Origin of the sequence: Promicromonospora sp. Marseille-Q5078 (assembly GCF_050315395.1) — a bacterium.
Taxonomy (GTDB): Bacteria; Actinomycetota; Actinomycetes; order Actinomycetales; family Cellulomonadaceae; genus Isoptericola.
The window spans coordinates 4,075,844-4,094,876 of the sequence record NZ_JBNPQG010000001.1 but is presented as its reverse complement, the minus strand read 5'-3'; the positions used below and the strand labels follow the sequence as shown (position 1 = coordinate 4,094,876).

Genomic DNA, 19,033 nt, shown 5'->3' with positions numbered 1-19,033 from the left:
TGGCGCCGGAAGGTCAGCGCGGATCCACGCGCAGGGTGGTCGACGTGGCTTCCGGGCTGGTGATCCGCCGCACGGCCTCGCCGTCCCCGTACTTCGCGTGGTAGGCCCGGTCGACCGCCTCGTCGTGGGCGTCGTCGCGCGTGAACGTGACCTCGGCGTGGACGCCGCCGGCCTCGATCGTGCCGGTGCCGGTGCGCTGCACACCCTGGTACCAGGCGCCGTCCTGTCCGCGGACGGAGCGGACGTACAGGGCGCCGTCTGTGACGACGTGCCACACGATCCGGGGCGTGCGGAGCGTGCCGTCGGGGCGGTGGGCGGCGACGTGCAGCTCGCCGTCGCCGTCGATCGCGGCGAGGTCGGCGGCGGTCCAGCCGGTCATGACTCCTCCTCGGTGGTGAGCGGGGCGACGTCGTCGACGGCGCGCAGCGCGTTGAGCGTGCGCGGGTAGCCGACGTCGGGCAGCAGGTGCGTGAGCACTGCGATCAGCGTCCCGCGGTCGTTGCCGACACGCAGGTTGGCCCGCACGTGCCCGGCGACCTGAGGGTCCGCGCCGCCGAGCGCGACGAGCAGCGCGAGGGTCACCAGCTCGCGGGCCGGTACGTCGATCGTGCCGCGCGTGTAGTGGTCGCCGAAGCAGTGCGAGGAGAGGTAGCGCTGCACGTGCTGCTCGTCCGCCGGTGCGCCTGCGTACATGGCGTCGACGGCGTCGCCGCCGACGATCCGCTTCTGCACGGCGAGGCCGTCGGCGGCCCGCGTCTCGGGGGTCACCGTCGCCTGGGCGGGCAGCGGGAGCGCCACGCCACGGTCCGCGAGGACGTCGTTCGCCAGGTCCAGCGCGTCGAGCGCGCGGCCGGTCCCCACGTACGGGACCGCCTGGTAGACGACCTCCTTGACCTCGACCGGCGTGATGCCCCCGGCGAGGGCGCCGTCCAGCGCCTCCCGGAGCATCCGGCGCCCGCCCGTCGCGACCAGTGCGGCGAGCCGCACCAGGTGGCCGGTGCGGGCGTCGAGCGGGGCGTCCCGACGCGCGTCGGTCCGGATGCCCTCGAGGATCGCCACGACCTCCGGGTCGGTGCGCGCGAGCTCTGCCGCGGTCATGGCCGCACCAGCACCTTGAGGGCCTCGTGCGAGTCCATGAGCCGGTTGATCCCGGCGTCCGGCGCGCGGTGGATGACCCGGTGCGCGTCCTGCCGGTCGTCGTTGCCCCACGGGCCGAACATCATGGCGCCGAGGGTGAGCGGGCTGACCTGGACATCGGTGCGCCCGAGCGGGCGGTACTGCATGCTTACGCCTCCGGGATCTCGCGGCCGAAGGTCTCGAGGGTGATGGCGTCGGGCTCGGGGCCGCCGCGCACGCCGGTGTCGAGGGCGTCGATCGCGGTGAGCTCGTCGGTGGTGAGCTCGAAGTCGAGCACGTCGAAGTTCTCGGCGATGCGGTGCGGGGTGACGGACTTGGGGATCGCGGAGCGGCCCTGCTGCAGGTGCCAGCGCAGCATGACCTGGGCGGCGGTCTTGTCGTGGGCCTCGGCGATGCGCAGGATCGTGGGGTCCTGCAGGGTGCTGGTGTGCTCGCCGTCGCGGTAGAACGTGATGCCGCCGATGGGGGACCAGGCCTGGGTGAGGATGCCGTGCTTCGCGTCGGCGGCGAGGACGTCGGGCTGGCGGAAGTAGGGGTGCACCTCGACCTGGTTGACGGCGGGCACGACGGTGGTCTTCGCGAGCAGCTGGTCGAGGTGGGTGGGCATGAAGTTGCTGACGCCGATGGCGCGGACCTTGCCGTCGGCGAGGAGGGTCTCGAGGGCCTTGTAGGCATCGACGGTGAGGTCGAAGCGGCTGGGCAGGGCCTGGTGCAGGATCAGCAGGTCGATGGTCTCGACGCCGAGCTTGGCGGCGGACTTGTGATGCGCGTGCAGGGTGGCGTCGTAGCCGTAGTCGCTGATCCAGATCTTGGTCTCGAGGAAGATGTCGGAGCGGTCGACGTCGGAGCGGCGGATGGCTTCGCCGACGCCGGCCTCGTTGCCGTAGGCGGCGGCGGTGTCGATGTGCCGGTAGCCGGTGGCGAGCGCGGCCTCGACCGCGGTGGCGGTCTCGTCCGGCGGGGTCTGGAAGACGCCGTAGCCGAGGGCGGGCATCTCGACGCCGTTGTTCAGGGTGAGGGTGGGTACCTGGTTCGTCGTCATGCCTTCCACGGTAGGCACGGTCCGCGGAACGGGGGAGGCCCTGCTGGTACCCCGCTGGTCGGTACCCGGCCTCGATGGCGGATCCGCGAGCAGCACGTGGCGAATCCACGAGTACTATGCGGCGAATCCACGAGTCAAGCGTGGCGAATCCACGAGCAGGCGCTATCGTCGGCATCATGGAAGCTGTCCCTCGACACGTGAGGCCGCGAGTCCTCGAGGCTCTGAGCGACACGCGAGTCGTCGTCGTCCAGGGCGCGCGTCAGGTGGGAAAGACGACGCTGTTGCGTGAGGTTGTTGCCGAGGATCGTGGGCTTCTGGTCACGTTCGACGACGAACTGACCCGTGCGGCAGCGCAGGCGGACCCCGTGGGTTTCCTGAGCCAGATGACCGAGGGCCTGCTCGCCATCGACGAGGTCCAGCGCGTTCCGGAGCTGGTGCTGGCCCTCAAGCTCGTCGTCGACCGCGATCCCCGACCTGGCCGATTCCTCCTGACCGGATCCGCCAACCTCTTGCGACTGCCGGCGACGGAGGACAGTCTCGCTGGACGTGCGGAGTCGATCGAGCTCCACGGGTTCAGCCAGGGCGAGCTCGTCGGCCACAAGGAACAGTTTGTCGACCGCCTGCTGGCTGGAGACACCTTCCTGGGAACGGCCAGCGACCTGGTCCGCAACGACTATCTCGAGCGGGCGGTCGCGGGTGCCTATCCGGAAGCTCTCAGTCGTCCGGCCGGGCGCCGTCGCAACCTGTGGCTGGAGAACTATCTGGCGCGCATCGTGGAACGAGATGCTCCGGACGTCTCGAACCTCCAACGGCTCGGCGAGCTCCCGCTGATCCTGCGAGTCCTGGCCGCCCGGGACGGCGGAGAGCTCAACATCGCCAAGGTCGCCAGCGACACCGGGATCCCAGCAAGCACGCTGGTCCCGCACCTCGAGCTCCTGGAGACGCTCTATCTGATCCAACGGATCCCCGCCTGGTCGACCAGTCTCTCCAAGCGGGTCGTGTCACGGCCGAAGACGGCGCTCCTCGACTCCGGGCTGGCCGCACGTCTGCTCAATGTGTCCGCGGCGGGAGTCTCTCCGTCGATGAACGGCGAAGCGGCCGGTCACCTGCTCGAGGGTTTCGTCGCCGGCGAGCTTCGTCGTCAGCTCGGGTGGTCGGAGGAGTCCGCGCGCATCAGCCATTACCGCGACCGGGCGGGTGACGAGGTCGACCTGATCATCGAGTCCGACGACGGCCGCGTCGCAGGAGTCGAGGTCAAAGCCTCTGCCTCCGTCGGGCTGCGCGACGCGAAGTGGCTGCTCAAGCTTCGCGACAAGCTCGGCGACCGGTTCGTTGCCGGAGTCATCCTGCACACCGGCGGGACGAGCGGTCCGTTCGGCGACCGAGTCAGCGCCGTGCCCATGGACGTGCTCTGGACGGCCTGACCTCGTGACCGAAGGGCCGGCTGGGACCTGGGACGAGGATTCGGCCGTCACGCGCCCGCGAAGACTGCCGTTGCCCGCGCCAGGCCCCGCGGATCAGGTCGCTGAGGGCGGCGACGAGGGCGGTCTGGTCGCCGGCGGCCAGAGCGACGGCGGGCATGGTCGAGCGGTCGGTCGGTGCGCGAGGGGTCGTGCGGGTCGGCGCGGTGCCGGTCGGCTCGGTGGTGACGGTCATGCGGGTCTCCTTCAGGGACGGGCCCAGGGCAGGCCGACGAGCTTGCCGCGGGCGTCGCCGGACTCCATGAGGGCGTGGGCGTCGCGGATGTCGTCGAGCGCGAACGCGCGGTCGACGGGGACGACGGCGCGGCCGGCGGCGGCGTCGTCGAGGAAGGCCTGCAGCACGTCGGCAGGCAGGTCGTCGGCCTCCCCGCCGTAGCCGGTGAGCCGCACCCCGCGCGGCAGGTATTCGATGGGGTAGAAGTCCTTCACGGTCCACTCGCCCGACAGCATGCCGGTGAAGCAGACGGTGCCGTGCACGCGGGTGGCCCGGAGGGTGTCGGGGAGGGTGGGCGTGCCGACCAGCTCGATCGCGCCGTCGACGCCGTCGGGCAGGATCGCGCGGACCTGGGCCGCGACGTCGCCGGCGTCGATCAGGACGTGGTCGACGCCGACCGCCGTGAGCGCGTCGGTCTTGGCGGGGTTGCGGGTGGTGGACAGCACCGTCATGCCGAGGCGCTTGCCCAGCACGGCCGCGGCCATCCCCACCGACGACGTGCCGCCGCGCACGAGCAGGCTCTGACCTGCCCGGGCGTCGAGGCCGACGGTGAGGGAGCCGTAGGCGGTCTGCAGCATCTCGGGGACGGCGCCCAGGGTCTCCCACGGCAGGCCGGAGGAGAACGGGATGACCTGGCCCACCGGGACGCACGTGTACTGGGCGTAGCCGCCGTCGTACGTGCGGCCCATGCCGCCCATCATCGTCATGACCTGCTGACCGGGGGCGAAGGTGCCCGTGGGGTCGGCGTCGACGGTGCCGGTGGCCTCGATGCCGAGCACCCGCGGGTAGGTGACGGCGTCCCCGGCGAAGCCGAGGCGCGTGTGCAGCTCGGACCGGTTGAGGCCGAACGCCTCGACCCGGAGGCGCACCCGCCCCGGCCCCGGTTCCGGGAGGGGCAGGTCGCGCACGTGCAGGTTCGTCACCGGGCCGGGGGCGTCGAGCACGACGGCGTGCATCGTCGTCGGTGAGTCGGTCATGGCGTGTCCTTCCGAGGAGCGTCGTCGGGCCCGTCGAGCAGCTCGCGGATCCAGGCCCGCTCGGTGCGGCTGGTCGCCCGGGCGGAGAGCAGCATGCCGCGGCGGTAGGGGTCGGTGAGGTCGGCGGCGCGCAGCGGGCGGTCGCCGTCGTAGAAGAAGCTGGCGGGCTGGTCGAGGTAGTCGAGCCGGCGGCGCAGCACGGCGTCGCGCTCGGCAGCGTCGGGCAGCAGGGACAGGAACGACAGCACGACGAAGAACCGGCCGCCGTCGGTGATGTCGTGCCCGGCGGCGTCGCGCAGCCGCTCCAGCAGCCGCGCGCGCCCCGCGTCGGTGAGCGTCAAGGTCTGCCGGGCCGCCCCGGCGGTGCCGGGACCGGCCGCGCGCGTGACGAGCCCCGCCCTCGTCAGCCGCGCGATCGCCGGGTACAGCGTGCCGTCGCTGATGGTGCGCGCGAAGCCGTGCAGCTGCTCCATCCGGCGGCGCAGCTCGTAGCCGTGCAGGGGTTCCTCGGCCAGGAAGCCCAGGATCATCAGCTCGATCACGCCGGCCAGCGTATACCTCGTTTCGATGTACCTCGAATCGAGATACTGGGAGGCGTCGAGCGAGCCTCGGCGCACCCGGGTCACCGTCTCCCGGGTACTGCCAGGACCTCCCACGCCGCGGTGGCCGGACGTACCGTCGAGGACATGGACCTGAAGGCGGAGACGCGAGAGTTCCTGGCCACCCGCCGGGCGCGGATCACCCCGGACAAGGCAGGCCTGCCCGCGTACGGCGGCAACCGGCGCGTGCCGGGGCTGCGGCGCGAGGAGGTGGCGATGCTCGCGGGAGTGAGCGTCGACTACTACACGCGCCTGGAGCGCGGGAACCTCGGCGGCGTCTCGGAGGAGGTGCTCGAGTCGCTCGCGGAGGCGCTGCAGCTCGACGAGGCGGAGCGCGTGCACCTGTTCGACCTCGCCCGCGCGGCGAACGCGTCGGGCGCGGCCCGCTCGCGCGCCCGCCGGGCCCCCGCCCCGACCCTGCGGCCGGCCGTCCAGCGGATCCTCGACTCCATGGAGGGCGCGCCCGCGTTCGTGCGCAACGGACGCCTCGACGTGCTCGGCGCGAACCTCATGGGCCGCGCCCTGTACGCGCCGCTGTTCGACTCGCCCGAGAGGATCGCGAACAAGCCGGTCAACACGGCCCGGCTCCAGTTCCTCGACCCGGTCGCGGCCCGGGCGTTCTGGGGCGAGAAGACGGACCGGATGGCGCACGACGCCGTCGCGATCCTGCGCGCCGAGGCGGGCAAGAACCCGTACGACAAGCACCTCACCGCCCTCGTCGGGGAGCTGTCTACGCGCAGCGAGGACTTCCGCCGGCTGTGGGCCTCGCACGACGTGCGGCTGCACCGCACCGGCACCAAGGTCTTCCACCACCCCGCGGTCGGCGCGCTCGAGCTCGACTACGAGGCGCTGATGCTGCCCGCCGACCCCGGCCTCCAGATGAACGTGTACACCGCGGTGCCCGGCTCGCCGTCCGACGACGGGCTCAAGCTGCTCGCGTCGTGGGCCGCCACGACGCTCGCCGCGCCGACCGAGACCGCCCGAGAAGGAGTCACCGACTGATGCAGAAGAAGCTCGCCCGCCCCGCGACCACCAAGAACCCGCCGGAGATGTTCGCCGGCGACGTGTGGCTCGATCCGATCGTCTCGCCGCAGGACGGCGACCAGCGCATGACCGTCGCCCTCGTGCGGTTCGCGCCCGGCGCCCGCACCGCGTGGCACTCGCACGCCCGTGGCCAGACGCTGCACGTCACGTCGGGGGTCGCCCTGTTCGGCAGCCGTGACGGGGCCGTCATCGAGGCGCACCCGGGGGAGACCGTGTACTGCCCGCCCGGCGAGGAGCACTGGCACGGCGCCACGCCGGACGCCTTCATGGAGCACCTGGCGATGCTCGAGGGCGCCGACGACCCCGCCACCACCACGACCTGGCTCGAGCACGTCACCGACGCGCAGTACGCCGCGTCGCGCACCACCGGCTGAAGACGCGGCCACGGGCGCGCCCGGCGCCGGCGCTGGGGCGTACCGTCGAGATGTGGTGAGCGACGATCCCTGATCGAGGGGGCCGGCCACCGGGGGAAGGTCGAGGCCGACCATGTCCGTTCCGCAGTCCGTTCCGAACGACCGTCCCGTGCCCCCCGCGGCCATGCCCCGGCGGACGGCCGCCCGCCCGGCGACGCGCGACTACTCGGTCCTGGCGAAGGTCGTGCGCGAGTCGGGCCTGCACCGGCGGCGCTACACGTACTACTGGGTGCGCCTCCTGGCCACGGTCGCCGCGTTCGCGGTGGTCTGGGCCGGGATCGTGCTGGTGGGCGACTCCTGGTGGCAGCTCCTGCTCGCCGCGGCGCTGGCCGTCGTCCTCGCCCAGCTGGCGTTCCTCGGGCACGACAGCTCGCATCGGCAGATCTTCCGCTCCCGGGCGTGGAACGACTGGACGGGCCGCATCCTGGCGAACGTCTTCGTCGGCCTGAGCCACGTGTGGTGGACGACGAAGCACAACGCGCATCACGCCGCGCCGAACCGCGAGGGTCACGACCCGGACATCTCGCCGGGCGTCATCGCGTTCACGCCGGCGGTCCTGGCGAGCCGCCGGGGATGGCGGCGATGGTTCGCGCGGCGGCAGGGCTGGTTCTTCTTCCCGCTGCTGACGCTCGAGGGCCTGAACCTGCACGTGGCGAGCGTGCGCACGGTGCTCGGCCGGGGCCCCGTGGTGCACCGTGGGGTGGAGGTCCCGGTCCTGCTGACCCGCCTGGTCCTGAACGTCGCGATCCTGGCGATCCTGCTGCCGCCCGCGATCGCCGGTGCCTTTCTCGCGGTGCAGCTCGGCCTGTTCGGCGTGCTGCTGGGCGGAGCCTTCGCCCCGAACCACAAGGGGATGCCCATCGTCCCGGCGGGCGCCGACGTCGACTTCCTGCGCCGGCAGGTGCTCATGTCGCGGAACATCCGGGGCAACGCCGTCGTCGACTTCTTCATGGGCGGGCTCAACCGGCAGATCGAGCACCACCTGTTCCCGAGCATGCCGCGACCCAGCCTCAAGCGCGTGCAGCCCCTCGTCCGCGAGTTCTGCGCCACGCTCGGCGTCGACTACACGGAGGTCGGGTTCTTCACCTCCTACCGGATCGTCGTCGGCTACCTCAACGACGTCGAGCACCGTGCCCGTGACCCGTTCTCCTGCCCGCTGGCGGCCCAGCTCGGGCGCTGAGGTGCCCCCGAACGGGTCGAGAGGCGCGTACCGTCGAAGCATCCGGGACGACCGCTCCCCGTCTGAGGTGCGCGGGTCCGGAGAAGCGAGGAGGCCGACATGGCCACCGCCCCCACCCCCACGCCGCCGTGGGCGTCCGCGATCAACGGCAACCCCGCCGAGCCGGTGCCCGGGACCAGCGCGGCGCCCAGCCGGACGAGGTCCCGCCGCGCCGGACGGACGCCACGCAGCCGCGCCGGCGCCGCCTGGGTCGGCATCTGTGTCGCGGCGCTCGTGCTGGTCGCGCTGATCGTCTTCATGCTGCAGAACACCCAGCTGGTCCTGGTCTCGTTCCTGGGGATGCAGGGCACGGTGCCGCTGGCGGTCGCGCTGCTCATCGCAGGCGTCGGGGTCGGCCTCATCGCCCTCGTCGTCGGCAGCATCCGCATCGCCCAGCTGCGGCGGCGCCTCTCCCACGGCGGCTGAGCGGAGCGCCGCACCGCCTCACCCCCGGAGTCGCGGCAGCCGGTGCGCGGCGGCGAGGGCCAGGGTGCCGAGCAGCGCGAGGCCGGCGCAGGCCACGAAGATGCCCGGCTGCCCGAGCGCCGTGAGCGACCCGAGCGCGATCACAGGGCCGGAGAGGATAGCCCCGACGCGCCGCGTGTTCATGTACAGGCCCGTGGCGAGGCCCGGGCGGGGGATCATCTGCTGGAACAGCGCCAGACCGGTGCCGGAGATCGCGGCGAACGACACGGCGTTGAGCACCTGGATGCCGAGGAGCGCGGCGGGAGTGTCCGCGGCGGCGAGCGCGACGTAGTAGACGACGCCGACGGCACTGCCGACGACGACGAGCCGCAGCGCGGTGACGCGCGCGCTGAGTCGGCCGACGAGCAGGAGGGCGGGGACCTCCAGGCCGGCCGCGACGCCGAGGGCGAGGCCGGCCCAGACGACGTCGAGCCCGAGGGCCTGGGTGACGTAGACCGTCATGAACGACATCGCCGTCGCGTTGGCGCACTGCAGCAGCACGAACGCCCCGACCACGACGGCCACGCCGGCGCGGGTGGGCGGGGGCCCGGCGTCGTCCTCGGCCGGGGTCGAGGACGTGCCCGGCCGCGTCCGTGCCCGGGCCTGCAGGAGCGCGGTGGCGCCGACCGCCAGGGCCGCGACGACGGCGATGACCAGCAGGATGGCGCCCTCGCCGACGGCGCCGATGACGGCGGTGGCCGCGGGCGGCCCGGCGACCCACGCCACGGAGACGACGGCGCGGGTGTTGACGATCTGCCGGGTGGTGGCGCCCGAGTGGCGCAGGTGCGCGAACAGCAGGGTGCTGCCCACGCCCGCCGGGCCGCCCAGCACGATCAGCCCGGCGACGGCGACCGGGAGCGACGTCGTGAGCGCGAGCAGGGCCGCCAGCGCGATCGGTCGGCCCGCGCCGGGATCAGCAGGGACGCGACCAGCCCGCTGACGTTGTACAGCGCGAGCGCGGGGTTGAGGAACGCGTACTGCAGGCCCCACAGCAGGGCGGTGGAGGAGACCAGCACGTTCTGTCGCATCGCCGCTCACGGTAGGGCCACGCGCGCGATCCTGGGAGGTACTGCCAGTGCCCGGGACGCCCGTCACTCCCGCGTCGCGCCGCGGCGGTGTGCACTGATGTCCATGACGCGCACCAGCGAACCGGACCGCCGGACGGTGCTGCGCGCCGGCCTCGCCGGCGCCGCGGCCCTCGCCGCGGGATGCAGCGGCGCCGCCGCGCCGTCGGAAGGAGCGAGCCCCGAGATGTCCGGAGACAGGTCAGGAGCTCCCGTGACGAACGTGCTGCTGGTGTTCTTCTCCCGAGCCGGTGAGAACTACTACGAGGGGGGCCGCCGGGACCTCGAGGTAGGGAACACCGCGGTCCTGGCCGGCATGATCGCCGACCGGGTCGCGTGCGACGTCTACGAGATCGAGGCGGCCGACCCGTACCCCGAGGCGTACGACCCGACCGTCGCGCGCAACGTCCGCGAGCAGGACGCCGACGCCCGCCCCGCGATCGCCGGCGACCTTCCCGACGTCGCGGGGTACGACGTCGTGCTGCTCGGCAGCCCGGTGTGGAACGTCCGGGCGCCGATGATCATGTCCACGTTCGTCGAGGGTGTCGACCTGCGCGGGACGACGGTGCTGCCGTTCGTCACCTACGCCGTCTCCGGCATGGCCGGGATCGACGCCGACTACCGCGACGCCCTGCCCGGCTCGGACGTCGGCACCGGCCTCGCGGTCCGGGGCGAGGACGTCGCGGACGCGGGCGCGGAGCTGGAGGCCTGGCTCGCCGCGGCGGGGCTGACGGACGAGGACTCGTGACCGAGGCCGGACGGGTAGATCTGCGTCCTCCGAGCCACGGCCGTTGCCCTCAGTGATCTTGCCGGTGGCCGCTCAGGTGGCCGATTCCTCCACGTGCTCGGGGTCGGACGGCGCCCCCGTGGCGTCGTCCGACTCCACGACGTGCGACGACCCGCCCTCCTCGCCGAGCGGCGGGATGCCCTTCTCGTCCGGCGGGTAGAACCGGCCCGTGTAGCGCGGGTGCAGGAAGTTCTCCGTGGTGAGGATGGCGTCCACCTCGGCGGCGGTGAGCAGGCCGCGCGCGATGACGACGTCCCGCACCGAGCTGCCCGTGCGCGCCGCCTCCTTGCCGACGAGGTCGCCGTTGTGGTGGCCGATCACCTCGTTGAGGTAGGTCACGATGCCGATGGAGCCGAGCACGTGCTCGCGCATCACCTCCGCGTTCGCGGTGATCCCGACCACGCACTTGGTGCGCAGCGCGTCGCACGCGTTGGTCAGCAGGCGGGTCGACTCGAACATCGACTCCGCGAGCACGGGCTCCATGACGTTGAGCTGGAGCTGCCCGGCCTCGGCCGCGTGCGTGATGGTCACGTCGTTGCCCATCACCTTGAAGCACACCTGGTTCACCACCTCGGGGATCACCGGGTTCACCTTGGCGGGCATGATCGACGAGCCGGCCTGCAGCTCGGGCAGGTTGATCTCGTTGAGCCCCGCGCGCGGCCCGGAGGACAGCAGGCGCAGGTCGTTGCAGATCTTCGACAGCTTGGCCGCGAGCCGCTTCACCGCGGAGTGCACGGCCAGGTACGCGCCGTTGTCGTACGTGGCCTCGACCAGGTTCTCCGCCGGCACCGTGCCGAGCCCGCTCACCTCCGCGAGCCGCCGCGCCGCGACCTTCGGGTAGCCGGGCGGGGTGTTGAGGCTCGTGCCGATCGCCGTCGCGCCGAGGTTCACCTCGAGCAGCAGGTCGGCGGCGTTGCGCAGGCGCTTGACCTCCTCGGCCACGTTCACCGAGAAACCGGCGAACTCCTGCCCCAGGCTCATCGGCACCGCGTCCTGCAGCTGGGTGCGGCCCATCTTGGGCAGGTCGGCGAACTCCGACGCCTTCTCGTCCAGGGCTCGCGACAGGCGGCGCACCGAGACGATCAGCGCGTCGACGAGGGCGTGCACGGCCAGGCGGAAGCCGGTGGGGTAGGCGTCGTTGGTGGACTGGGACTTGTTGACGTGGTCGTTCGGGTTGATGACGTCGTAGCGGCCCTTGGGGAAGCCGGACAGCTCCAGCGCGAGGTTGGCCACCACCTCGTTGGTGTTCATGTTGACGCTGGTGCCGGCGCCGCCCTGGAACACGTCGACGGGGAACTGGTCGAGGCACCGGCCGTTGACGAGCACCTCGTCGCAGGCGCCGATGATGGCGTCGGCGACGTCCCGCTGGATGGCGCGCAGCTCCCGGTTCGCGAGCGCCGCCGCCTTCTTCACCATCACCATGCCGCGGATCATCTCCGGCACGTCGTTGATGGTCGTCCCGGAGATGGGGAAGTTCTCGATCGCCCGGACGGTGTGGATCCCGTAGTACGCCTGCGCAGGGACCTCTTTCGGTCCGAGCAGGTCTTCCTCGACGCGCACGTCGGCCGTGGGTTCAGCCATGAGGCAGACGGTAGCAACGGGCCAGCCCGGACACCCGCCGGGTCAGACCCCGGCGAGCGCCGGCGCGGCGGGGGCGAAGCGGAACCCGAGTAGGTCCTCGAGCGGCGCGTACAGCTCGGGCATGGCCATGGTGGGCGACAGGAGCAGCTTCGCGGCCGGCGCGACCAGGACGCTCACCTGCTGGCCGATCGTCACGTCGGCGGAGGCGAGCGGCTTGCCGTCGGCGTCGAACGTCGTGATCAGGTCGGGGAACGCGGCCCGGCGCTCGCCGTCCACCTCGAGGGCCATGTACTCGTTGACGAAGTGCAGGCGCGTCGAGCCGGCGTCGTCCAGCACGGCCACGCCGACGTCGAGCCCGCCGTCCTGCGCGCAGCGGTACTCGGCGACGGTCCCGGTGGTGACGATCTCGCCACCGAGGTGCTCGGCGGCGCCGGCCGGACCGTCGGCGAGGTAGCGCTCGCCCAGGGCGATGGCGAAGCTGATCGCGCCGGGCGCGCCGTGGTCGACGGCGTAGCCGACCTCGACGGGGTTGCGCGCGACCCCCACCCAGCCGTTCGCCTCGACCGAGGCGCGACGGACGACGTTGGACGTGGCGTCGAGGCGGCCGCTGACCACGCCCTCGACGTAGGCGTGCGGCTTGCCCCCGGCGTAGCCCTGGTACGAGCGGTAGCCGTCCACGGTGTGCAGGCCCATGGCGCCCATCTGGCTGGACGGGTGGGCGCGGCCGTTGCAGGCGAGGTCGATGACGGGCAGCCCGGTCATGGCGGAGTGGAACCAGCCGTTGATCGTGGTCTCGGCGCCGTTCTCGTTGGTGTGCAGCGCGACGAGCGGCGCCGGGAGGTCGCGCCGCAGCAGCTCCAGCGCGCGCAGCAGCTGGGCCGGCAGCACCTGCGGGTCGGGGGCGGCGGGGGCGCCCACGAGGGCGACGGTGGCGGTGAGCGCGTCGGCGGCGAACTCGTCCGTGGTCCACAGCTCGGGGGTGCCCGCCTGCAGGGCGAGGTCGGCCGTGCGCAGCCCGCGGGCGACGAAGCCGCCGCCTCCTCCGCCGAGCACGGCACCGCCGTAGACGGCCGCGGTGGCGTCGGCAGGGGTGAGGGTTCGCTTCACGAGAGGTGCTCCTTGGGGTGGTTCGTGCCGTGGTCGCGGTGGGTCACTTCGCCGTCCGCCAGACGCCGTTGGCGAAGGAGTAGAGGGCGTCGCCGGCGATGGCGCCGCCGGCGAAGACCTCGAGGTCCCCCTTGACCTTCGGGCCGAGGACGCGCGGCGCCAGGACGCGGACGACGAGGCCGGCCAGGACCATCCAGCCGGCCATCGGCGTGGTGATGAGCAGGCCGGTGGCGAGCAGGATGCCCAGCTGGCGCCGCCGCCCGCCGAGCAGCTGCACGAGCGCCCCGGGCACGGCCCAGATCGCGAGCTGGCGGGCCGTGTCGACCGACGGGCCGGCCTTGATCGCGGCGACGTACGCGGCGTCGATGGGGGCGACCTGGCCGTTGGCGAAGAACAGCCGGTATGACGCCGCCACCACGACGATCGCGACGACGAAGCCGACCATCGCGGCGACGAGCTGCTGGCGGCGCCCTTCCAGCTCGAAGGCGGGGTCGACGTTCTCCCCCCGCAGCAGGTAGCCGGCCTTGAGGTCGTAGCCCATGTCGGCGAACGCCGGCCCGGTCGCGGCGGTGAACCCGGCCAGCACGACCAGGGCCTCGGGCGGGAAGCCGACGAGGATGCCGATCAGCAGCGTGATCAGGGCGATGGCGAAGGCGGGGAACCACCCGGAGTGCATCGCCGCGATGCCGACCAGCAGCTCGTGCACGAACGCCGCCGCGGCGGCGTAGAGCACGAAGCCGAGCAGCATCCCGGGGCTCATGTGCGTGGCGGCCCCGGTGCCGAACGCCAGCAGGACGGAGATGACCAGGTAGGCGCCGAAGCCGAGCTGCATCGTGCGCCCGGGGCCCCGGGTCCCGGCGGCGCGGGCGAGCGCGGGCGCGGTGCGGGCGCGACGGGAGGCCAGGACGGTCCGGCCGACCTGGAACAGGGCGACGAGGCCGGCGCCCATCATCATGCCGTGCGGCAGGTACATGGCGTTGAGGTCGATCCCGAGCAGGGGGCCGGCGTACTGGCTGACGAGCAGACCCACCCCGAACGCGGTCATCGCGCCGAGCCCGCCGATCAGGGCCACGCCGAAGGCGGACATCGGCAGCGAGAAGACGGCGCCGGCGATGCCGGCGACGAGGCCGAGGCCGAGCACCTTGGCGCGCCGTCCGCCCTGGTCGCCGGCCTTGATGGCCTCGGCGGCGGCGATGCCCATGGGCCACGGGTTCGCCGCCGGGAAGACCGGGGTGTCGTACGACCGGTACAGGAGCCACGCGTCCACGAGCATCGCGGCGGCGACGCCGACGAGCATCGGCACGATCATGGCGTCGAAGCCGAAGAGGAACGGGATGCCGATCGGCAGGAACAGGCTGTTCGCCGCGCCGAAGGTCGCGGAGGAGATCGACGTCTGTGCCAGGTTCTGCGCGTGGACGGACCGGAACCCGCGGAAGGCGACCAGTGGCACGCGGGCCAGCGTCATCGCGACCAGCGCGCCGATCAGCGAGGTGCTCGGGGTCACGCCCAGCGTCGCGAGCATCTGCATGCCCACGATCGCGCCGAACACGCTGAGCACGAGCGTCAGGACGAGGTTGGCGGGAGCGAGTGCGCGGGGGTGCCGGCGCGGGGCGTCGGCGGGCCGCAGGTCACCCGGGGGCGCCACGGAGGGCGGCGTTGCGTCGGTGCTCATGGGTGGTGCTCCTGACGGTGGGTGCGCAGCCGGCACCTGGGGTGCTCCAGCTTCCGGAGTTCCAGAAAATGGAATCGAGTGCGAATATATGGATCATCCATAGCACCGCGACCGGCGTCAAGCCATCCCGGTCCGCTCTCAGGATCTGGACACCGGCCTCGTTCCGGCGGCCGCGGCGGGCCGCATACGATCGAAGCCCGCACACCAGACCAGGAGGCCGCGAGACCGTTGAGCACGCTCGCCAACGCCCGTGACGTGCTGCGCCTGATGGCCCAGCTGCAGCACGACGTCACCGTGACCGACGTCGCAGCCCGCCTCGGGCTGCCCAAGAGCTCCGTGTCACGGACGCTGAGCATGATGGCTGAGTACGGGTTCCTGGACCGCGACCCGGCGACCCGCGCCTACCGGCCCGGCGGCCTGATCCTGGAGGCCTCGCACCACCTCCGCGCCTCGCGCGGCACGGTGCCTCTCCTGGAGGAGGAGGTCGCCCGCCTGGTCGCCGACACCGGACACACCGGCTACGTCGACGTGCTCGACGGCGCCGAGTCGCTCGTCCTGCACATGCGCATCGGCAACGCGAGCACGCTGCAGGCCTACACACCGGCCGGGACGCGAGCGCCCGCCTACGCCTCCTCCATGGGCCGCGCGCTGCTCGCCCGCCTCGACGACGACCAGGCCCTGCGCCTGGTGGACGCGCGCCTCGAGCACAGCACGGGCACCGCCCCGACCAGCCGCACGGAGCTGCTCGCGACGCTGGCCCGGGTCCGCGCGGACGGCTGGGACGTCTCTCGCGGCGAGTGGGTGCCGAACGTCGGAGGCGTCTCGGCGGCCGTGGTGGACGGCGACACGGGCCAGGTCTTCGGCCTCGGGATCGCGATGCCCGCGCCGGGCCTGCGCGACGAGGCCGTGGTCCGCTACGGCCGCGCCGTGCGTGACGCCGCCCGGCGCGTGGGCGCACGCACCGGCGACCCGTACTGGCTGCGCTTCCCGGAGGGCGCGGGCTGACGTCGGCCGACGGGTCGGCTGCTCAGCCCAGCAGCAGCCCGGTCCAGGCGCCCGTGATGGCGCCCGAGGTCAGGACCGGGACGGCGACGCCGCCCGCGCGCACCGCGTCGCGGTGCCGGTCCGCGTAGCCCATGCAGTCCAGCACGACGGCCTGCGCCCCCGCGCCCACCAGGTCGTGCGCCGCGGCGACGAGGCCGGTGGTGTCGTCCGCGTACGGCGAGCCCGTCGCGAACAGGGGTGCGGGGTCGAGCCGGCCCCACTTGTCGCGCGCCTCCGCCACCTGCTCCGGGAGCGGAACGACGACCCCCACCGGTGCCCCGGCGAGCATCGTGGAGACGTACGTGGTGATCAGGGCGTCCGGCTCGATCAGGCGGGCGCGGCGGGCTCGCAGCCCCGGGAACTCGCCGGTGCACAGCACGACGACGACGTCGCAGCCGGCGTCCTCGAGCTCCGTCAGCCGCTCCTGCAGCCCGGAGCTCACGGCGTCGGCGTCGAGGGTGATGCTCTGCCCGTCCGCGAGCTTGGTGATCAGGGTGGGCCGGCCCGCGACCGCGCCGTAGAGCCGCTCGGCCGTTGCCCGGTCCACCTCGTCGAGGGCTCCCGCGTGCCGGGTGGCCACCCCCGGAGGGAGCGCGGCCTCGATCGCGCCGGACAGGTCCGGTCGCGGCGCCTGGCCGATCGTCAAGAAGCCCACGGTCCGCATGGTTCGCCCGCCCTCTCGGTTCGAGAATATGGAAAACGGTTCCATGATCCGGTCGTCATGATGTCGCCGGCGACAGTACTCCGCGTCGTCCGCGGCTGGTGAACCGGGGGCCCGCGGGCCCGTGAGAGGCTGACGACGTGCGAGCGGACGTGTGGCTGTGGGCGGTGCGGCTCTTCAAGAGCCGGTCGTCGTCGGCCACCCTGCTCCGGGCCGGCCGGGTGCGCGTGAACGACGTCGTCGCCAAGCCCTCGACGTCCGTCACGGTGGGCGACACGATCACGTGGCGCGACCCGCTGCGCGACCGCAAGGTCGTCGTCGTCGAGCTGCTGCCCAAGCGCGTCGGCGCGCCGCTGGCCGTCAAGGCCTACCGCGACGAGAGCCCGCCCGTGCCCACCCGCCAGGAGCGCGAGGCCGTCGGTGTCCGCGACCGCGGCGCGGGGCGGCCCACCAAGCGCGAGCGCCGCGAGATCGACCGGCTGCGCGGCACCCGCCGCGACTGATCCTGACAGCTCGCGCGGGGGCGGCCGGTAGCGTGCGGGGAATGACCAGCACCGCCGACCACGCCGACCGCATCGCCGCCCTCCTGCGCGACCACCCCGTCTGGGACGGACACAACGACCTGCCGTGGGAGGCGCGCGACCAGGTCGCGTACGACTGGGCCCGGCTCGACGTCGCCGCCGGCACCGAGGGCCGCACGCACACCGACGTGCCGCGCCTGCGCGCCGGGGGAGTGGGCGCCCAGTTCTGGTCGGTCTACGTGCCGTCGAACATGCCCGGCAGCGCGGCGGTCACCGCGACCCTGGAGCAGGTGGACGCGGTGCGCCGCATGGCAGCCCGCTGGCCGGAGCACTTCCGGCTCGCGACGACCGCGGACGACGTCGTGGCCGCCTGGGCCGAGGGCCGCATCGCGTCGCTCATGGGCGCGGAGGGCGGGCAGTCGATCGACTCGTCGACGGGCGCGCTGCGCATGCTGTACGAGGTGGGGGTGCGCTACATGACGCTCACGCACAACCACCACAACCCCTGGGCGGAGTCCGCCACCGACGGCCCGACCGCCGACGGCCGGTTCGAGCAGGGCGGGCTCACCGCGTTCGGGCGCGAGGTGGTGCGCGAGATGAACCGCCTCGGCATGCTGGTGGACCTCTCGCACGTCTCGGCGGGCACGATGCGCGCCGCCCTCGACGTCTCCGAGGCGCCGGTGATCTTCTCGCACAGCTCTGCCCGCGCCGTGTGCGACGTGCCCCGCAACGTGCCCGACGACGTCCTCGCGCGCCTCGCCGACAACGGCGGCGTGTGCATGGTGACGTTCGTGCCGAGCTTCGTCACCCCCGCGATCGGGGAGTGGCGGGCCGCGGCGGGTGAGGCCGCCAGGGCGGCAGGGATCGCGCCGAACGACCACTCCGAGTTCGAACGGTTCGCCGCGGCCTGGGGGGAGACGCACCCCAAGCCGCCGACGACGCTCGACGACGTCGTCGAGCACGTCGAGCACGTGCGCGAGGTCGCGGGCGCGCAGCACGTCGGCCTCGGCGGCGACTACGACGGCGCGGGCGGCTTCGCCGACGAGCTGCGCGACGTCTCCGGCTACCCGGCGCTGCTCGCGGCGCTCGCGGACCGCGGCTGGTCGGACGACGACCTGGCCGCCCTCACGAGCGGCAACGTGCTGCGCGTACTGCGCGAGGCCGAGGACGTCGCCGCGCGCCTGCAGACGGAGCGCGAGCCGAGCGTCGCACGCATCGAGGACCTGGACGGCGCCGCCTCCTGACCGTCGCCCCCGACGACCGTCACGCCTGTCGCGCGCCCGAGGGATACCGTGAGGCCATGACCGGCGCGCCCGTGCGGGTGTTCCTCGTGGACGACCACGAAGTGGTGCGCCGTGGCGTGGCCGACCTGCTCGGCATGGAGGAGGACCTCGAGGTCGTCGGCGACGCCGGGACGGCGGCGGAGGCGCTCGCGCGCGTCCCCGCGGTGCGACCGGACGTGGTCGTCCTCGACGTCCGGCTGCCCGACGGCGACGGCGTCACGGTGTGCCGGGAACTGCGCTCGCGGACGGACGTGGCCGTCCTCATGCTCACGTCGTTCGACGACGACGAGTCGCTGTTCGACGCGATCCTCGCCGGGGCGTCCGGGTTCGTGCTGAAGCAGGTGCGGGGCACCGACCTCGTCGCCGGGATCCGGACCGTGGCCGCCGGCGGCTCGATGCTGGACCCGCGCGCCGCGGGCCGGGTCATGGCGCGCATGCGCCACCAGGGGGAGGACGACGACCCACTGGGCGACCTGACGCCGCAGGAGCGTCGCATCCTCGGGCTCGTCGGCGAGGGCATGACGAACCGGCAGATCGGTGCCGAGCTCTTCCTCGCGGAGAAGACGGTGAAGAACTACGTGTCGAGCCTGCTCGGCAAGCTCGGGCTCGAGCGCCGCGTGCAGGCGGCGGTGCTCTCCGCGCGGCTCGAGCAGGGCTCCCGGCCGGAAGACGGCGGGCAGCCCACCGCCACGCCCTGACGCGGTCCGCCGCGGCGCCCGGGC

At 73.1% G+C, this 19,033-nt stretch carries 22 protein-coding genes; 10 read left to right on the top strand and 12 right to left on the bottom strand.

Going from position 1 to position 19,033, the window contains the following annotated elements; all coding sequences use genetic code 11:
* Window positions 1–13: 13 nt before the first annotated feature.
* Genes ACQFYA_RS18865 through ACQFYA_RS18850 form a run of 4 tightly spaced genes read right to left on the bottom strand, consistent with a single transcriptional unit; the run spans window position 14 to window position 2,179 of the window.
* Window positions 14–379: a DUF2255 family protein gene (locus ACQFYA_RS18865; RefSeq protein ID WP_499126711.1), complete on the bottom strand. Its 366-nt coding sequence runs from the start codon at window positions 377–379 to the stop codon at window positions 14–16.
* On the bottom strand, window positions 376–1,098 hold the full coding sequence (locus ACQFYA_RS18860) for a carboxymuconolactone decarboxylase family protein (RefSeq protein ID WP_499126708.1): 723 nt from the start codon (window positions 1,096–1,098) through the stop codon (window positions 376–378). The genes ACQFYA_RS18865 and ACQFYA_RS18860 overlap by 4 nt, the downstream gene beginning before the upstream one ends.
* A complete protein-coding gene (locus ACQFYA_RS18855; RefSeq protein ID WP_499126706.1) occupies window positions 1,095–1,283 on the bottom strand; it encodes an aldo/keto reductase in 189 nt (62 codons plus the stop codon). The genes ACQFYA_RS18860 and ACQFYA_RS18855 overlap by 4 nt, the downstream gene beginning before the upstream one ends.
* 2 nt (window positions 1,284–1,285) lie before the next feature.
* On the bottom strand, window positions 1,286–2,179 hold the full coding sequence (locus tag ACQFYA_RS18850; RefSeq protein WP_499126704.1) for an aldo/keto reductase: 894 nt from the start codon (window positions 2,177–2,179) through the stop codon (window positions 1,286–1,288).
* 176 nt (window positions 2,180–2,355) lie between these two features.
* Here ACQFYA_RS18850 and ACQFYA_RS18845 point away from each other — a divergent pair, with 176 nt between their 5' ends.
* Complete coding sequence (locus ACQFYA_RS18845) at window positions 2,356–3,603, top strand: ATP-binding protein (protein WP_499126703.1); 1,248 nt, start codon at window positions 2,356–2,358, stop codon at window positions 3,601–3,603.
* 243 nt (window positions 3,604–3,846) lie between these two features.
* On the opposite strand, the gene ACQFYA_RS18840 is transcribed toward ACQFYA_RS18845, so the two are convergent.
* Both ACQFYA_RS18840 and ACQFYA_RS18835 read right to left on the bottom strand, forming a co-directional pair.
* Complete coding sequence (locus tag ACQFYA_RS18840) at window positions 3,847–4,851, bottom strand: zinc-binding alcohol dehydrogenase family protein (RefSeq protein ID WP_499126701.1); 1,005 nt, start codon at window positions 4,849–4,851, stop codon at window positions 3,847–3,849.
* Window positions 4,848–5,393, bottom strand: a complete 546-nt coding sequence (locus ACQFYA_RS18835) for a PadR family transcriptional regulator (RefSeq protein ID WP_499126699.1) — start codon at window positions 5,391–5,393, stop codon at window positions 4,848–4,850. The genes ACQFYA_RS18840 and ACQFYA_RS18835 overlap by 4 nt, the downstream gene beginning before the upstream one ends.
* A 144-nt stretch (window positions 5,394–5,537) precedes the next feature.
* Between ACQFYA_RS18835 and ACQFYA_RS18830 the strand changes: the two genes are divergently transcribed.
* The 4 genes from ACQFYA_RS18830 to ACQFYA_RS18815 all read left to right on the top strand — a co-directional run bounded on the left by ACQFYA_RS18830 (window position 5,538) and on the right by ACQFYA_RS18815 (window position 8,552).
* Entirely contained in the window at window positions 5,538–6,452 is a 915-nt protein-coding gene (locus ACQFYA_RS18830) for a helix-turn-helix transcriptional regulator (protein ID WP_499126697.1), read from the top strand.
* Window positions 6,452–6,868: a (R)-mandelonitrile lyase gene (locus ACQFYA_RS18825; protein ID WP_499126695.1), complete on the top strand. Its 417-nt coding sequence runs from the start codon at window positions 6,452–6,454 to the stop codon at window positions 6,866–6,868. The genes ACQFYA_RS18830 and ACQFYA_RS18825 overlap by 1 nt, the downstream gene beginning before the upstream one ends.
* A 163-nt stretch (window positions 6,869–7,031) precedes the next feature.
* Complete coding sequence (locus ACQFYA_RS18820) at window positions 7,032–8,087, top strand: fatty acid desaturase family protein (RefSeq protein ID WP_499127608.1); 1,056 nt, start codon at window positions 7,032–7,034, stop codon at window positions 8,085–8,087.
* A 99-nt stretch (window positions 8,088–8,186) separates the two neighbouring features.
* Window positions 8,187–8,552: a LapA family protein gene (locus ACQFYA_RS18815; protein WP_499126694.1), complete on the top strand. Its 366-nt coding sequence runs from the start codon at window positions 8,187–8,189 to the stop codon at window positions 8,550–8,552.
* 18 nt (window positions 8,553–8,570) lie between these two features.
* On the opposite strand, the gene ACQFYA_RS18810 is transcribed toward ACQFYA_RS18815, so the two are convergent.
* Both ACQFYA_RS18810 and ACQFYA_RS18805 read right to left on the bottom strand, forming a co-directional pair.
* Window positions 8,571–9,422, bottom strand: a complete 852-nt coding sequence (locus ACQFYA_RS18810; RefSeq protein ID WP_499126692.1) for an MFS transporter — start codon at window positions 9,420–9,422, stop codon at window positions 8,571–8,573.
* Between the two features lie 2 nt (window positions 9,423–9,424).
* Window positions 9,425–9,619 carry a hypothetical protein gene (locus ACQFYA_RS18805; RefSeq protein ID WP_499126691.1) on the bottom strand — a complete coding sequence of 65 codons (195 nt, stop codon included), beginning with the start codon at window positions 9,617–9,619 and terminating at the stop codon, window positions 9,425–9,427.
* 103 nt (window positions 9,620–9,722) lie between these two features.
* Between ACQFYA_RS18805 and ACQFYA_RS18800 the strand changes: the two genes are divergently transcribed.
* Complete coding sequence (locus ACQFYA_RS18800; protein ID WP_499126689.1) at window positions 9,723–10,403, top strand: flavodoxin; 681 nt, start codon at window positions 9,723–9,725, stop codon at window positions 10,401–10,403.
* Between the two features lie 72 nt (window positions 10,404–10,475).
* Here the strand turns inward: ACQFYA_RS18800 and aspA are convergent, their stop codons facing one another.
* From aspA to ACQFYA_RS18785, 3 genes are read right to left on the bottom strand one after another with little or no spacing between them, the layout of a single operon-like run.
* Window positions 10,476–12,023, bottom strand: a complete 1,548-nt coding sequence (gene aspA, locus ACQFYA_RS18795; RefSeq protein ID WP_499126687.1) for an aspartate ammonia-lyase — start codon at window positions 12,021–12,023, stop codon at window positions 10,476–10,478.
* A 42-nt stretch (window positions 12,024–12,065) separates the two neighbouring features.
* Window positions 12,066–13,130 carry an S-methyl thiohydantoin desulfurase domain-containing protein gene (locus tag ACQFYA_RS18790; RefSeq protein ID WP_499126685.1) on the bottom strand — a complete coding sequence of 355 codons (1,065 nt, stop codon included), beginning with the start codon at window positions 13,128–13,130 and terminating at the stop codon, window positions 12,066–12,068.
* A gap of 43 nt (window positions 13,131–13,173) precedes the next feature.
* The gene (locus ACQFYA_RS18785; RefSeq protein ID WP_499126684.1) at window positions 13,174–14,802 is read right to left on the bottom strand and encodes an OPT/YSL family transporter; all 1,629 of its coding nucleotides are present in this window, start codon (window positions 14,800–14,802) and stop codon (window positions 13,174–13,176) included.
* A 228-nt stretch (window positions 14,803–15,030) separates the two neighbouring features.
* Between ACQFYA_RS18785 and ACQFYA_RS18780 the strand changes: the two genes are divergently transcribed.
* Entirely contained in the window at window positions 15,031–15,807 is a 777-nt protein-coding gene (locus tag ACQFYA_RS18780) for an IclR family transcriptional regulator (protein WP_499126682.1), read from the top strand.
* A gap of 22 nt (window positions 15,808–15,829) precedes the next feature.
* Here ACQFYA_RS18780 and ACQFYA_RS18775 read toward each other — a convergent pair whose 3' ends face one another.
* Entirely contained in the window at window positions 15,830–16,501 is a 672-nt protein-coding gene (locus ACQFYA_RS18775) for an AroM family protein (RefSeq protein WP_499126680.1), read from the bottom strand.
* A gap of 146 nt (window positions 16,502–16,647) precedes the next feature.
* Here ACQFYA_RS18775 and ACQFYA_RS18770 point away from each other — a divergent pair, with 146 nt between their 5' ends.
* The 3 genes from ACQFYA_RS18770 to ACQFYA_RS18760 are packed head-to-tail and all read left to right on the top strand — an operon-like array spanning window position 16,648 to window position 19,009.
* Window positions 16,648–17,010 (top strand): RNA-binding S4 domain-containing protein, encoded by a 363-nt coding sequence (locus ACQFYA_RS18770; RefSeq protein WP_499126678.1) that lies wholly within the window; start codon window positions 16,648–16,650, stop codon window positions 17,008–17,010.
* A 41-nt stretch (window positions 17,011–17,051) separates the two neighbouring features.
* Window positions 17,052–18,272, top strand: a complete 1,221-nt coding sequence (locus ACQFYA_RS18765) for a dipeptidase (RefSeq protein WP_499126676.1) — start codon at window positions 17,052–17,054, stop codon at window positions 18,270–18,272.
* Window positions 18,273–18,328: 56 nt separating this feature from the next.
* The gene (locus tag ACQFYA_RS18760) at window positions 18,329–19,009 is read left to right on the top strand and encodes a response regulator (protein ID WP_499126674.1); all 681 of its coding nucleotides are present in this window, start codon (window positions 18,329–18,331) and stop codon (window positions 19,007–19,009) included.
* Window positions 19,010–19,033 lie beyond the last annotated feature (24 nt).

What these genes read in the sequence shown, in the direction of transcription:
- ACQFYA_RS18865 (WP_499126711.1), bottom strand. Translation starts at nt 379, where the DNA reads ATGACCGGCTGGACCGCCGCCGACCTCGCCGCGATCGACGGCGACGGC.
- ACQFYA_RS18860 (WP_499126708.1), bottom strand. Translation starts at nt 1,098, where the DNA reads ATGACCGCGGCAGAGCTCGCGCGCACCGACCCGGAGGTCGTGGCGATC.
- ACQFYA_RS18855 (WP_499126706.1), bottom strand. Translation starts at nt 1,283, where the DNA reads ATGCAGTACCGCCCGCTCGGGCGCACCGATGTCCAGGTCAGCCCGCTC.
- ACQFYA_RS18850 (WP_499126704.1), bottom strand. Translation starts at nt 2,179, where the DNA reads ATGACGACGAACCAGGTACCCACCCTCACCCTGAACAACGGCGTCGAG.
- ACQFYA_RS18845 (WP_499126703.1), top strand. Translation starts at nt 2,356, where the DNA reads ATGGAAGCTGTCCCTCGACACGTGAGGCCGCGAGTCCTCGAGGCTCTG.
- ACQFYA_RS18840 (WP_499126701.1), bottom strand. Translation starts at nt 4,851, where the DNA reads ATGACCGACTCACCGACGACGATGCACGCCGTCGTGCTCGACGCCCCC.
- ACQFYA_RS18830 (WP_499126697.1), top strand. Translation starts at nt 5,538, where the DNA reads ATGGACCTGAAGGCGGAGACGCGAGAGTTCCTGGCCACCCGCCGGGCG.
- ACQFYA_RS18825 (WP_499126695.1), top strand. Translation starts at nt 6,452, where the DNA reads ATGCAGAAGAAGCTCGCCCGCCCCGCGACCACCAAGAACCCGCCGGAG.
- ACQFYA_RS18820 (WP_499127608.1), top strand. Translation starts at nt 7,032, where the DNA reads ATGCCCCGGCGGACGGCCGCCCGCCCGGCGACGCGCGACTACTCGGTC.
- ACQFYA_RS18815 (WP_499126694.1), top strand. Translation starts at nt 8,187, where the DNA reads ATGGCCACCGCCCCCACCCCCACGCCGCCGTGGGCGTCCGCGATCAAC.
- ACQFYA_RS18805 (WP_499126691.1), bottom strand. Translation starts at nt 9,619, where the DNA reads ATGCGACAGAACGTGCTGGTCTCCTCCACCGCCCTGCTGTGGGGCCTG.
- ACQFYA_RS18800 (WP_499126689.1), top strand. Translation starts at nt 9,723, where the DNA reads ATGACGCGCACCAGCGAACCGGACCGCCGGACGGTGCTGCGCGCCGGC.
- aspA (WP_499126687.1), bottom strand. Translation starts at nt 12,023, where the DNA reads ATGGCTGAACCCACGGCCGACGTGCGCGTCGAGGAAGACCTGCTCGGA.
- ACQFYA_RS18785 (WP_499126684.1), bottom strand. Translation starts at nt 14,802, where the DNA reads ATGAGCACCGACGCAACGCCGCCCTCCGTGGCGCCCCCGGGTGACCTG.
- ACQFYA_RS18765 (WP_499126676.1), top strand. Translation starts at nt 17,052, where the DNA reads ATGACCAGCACCGCCGACCACGCCGACCGCATCGCCGCCCTCCTGCGC.
- ACQFYA_RS18760 (WP_499126674.1), top strand. Translation starts at nt 18,329, where the DNA reads ATGACCGGCGCGCCCGTGCGGGTGTTCCTCGTGGACGACCACGAAGTG.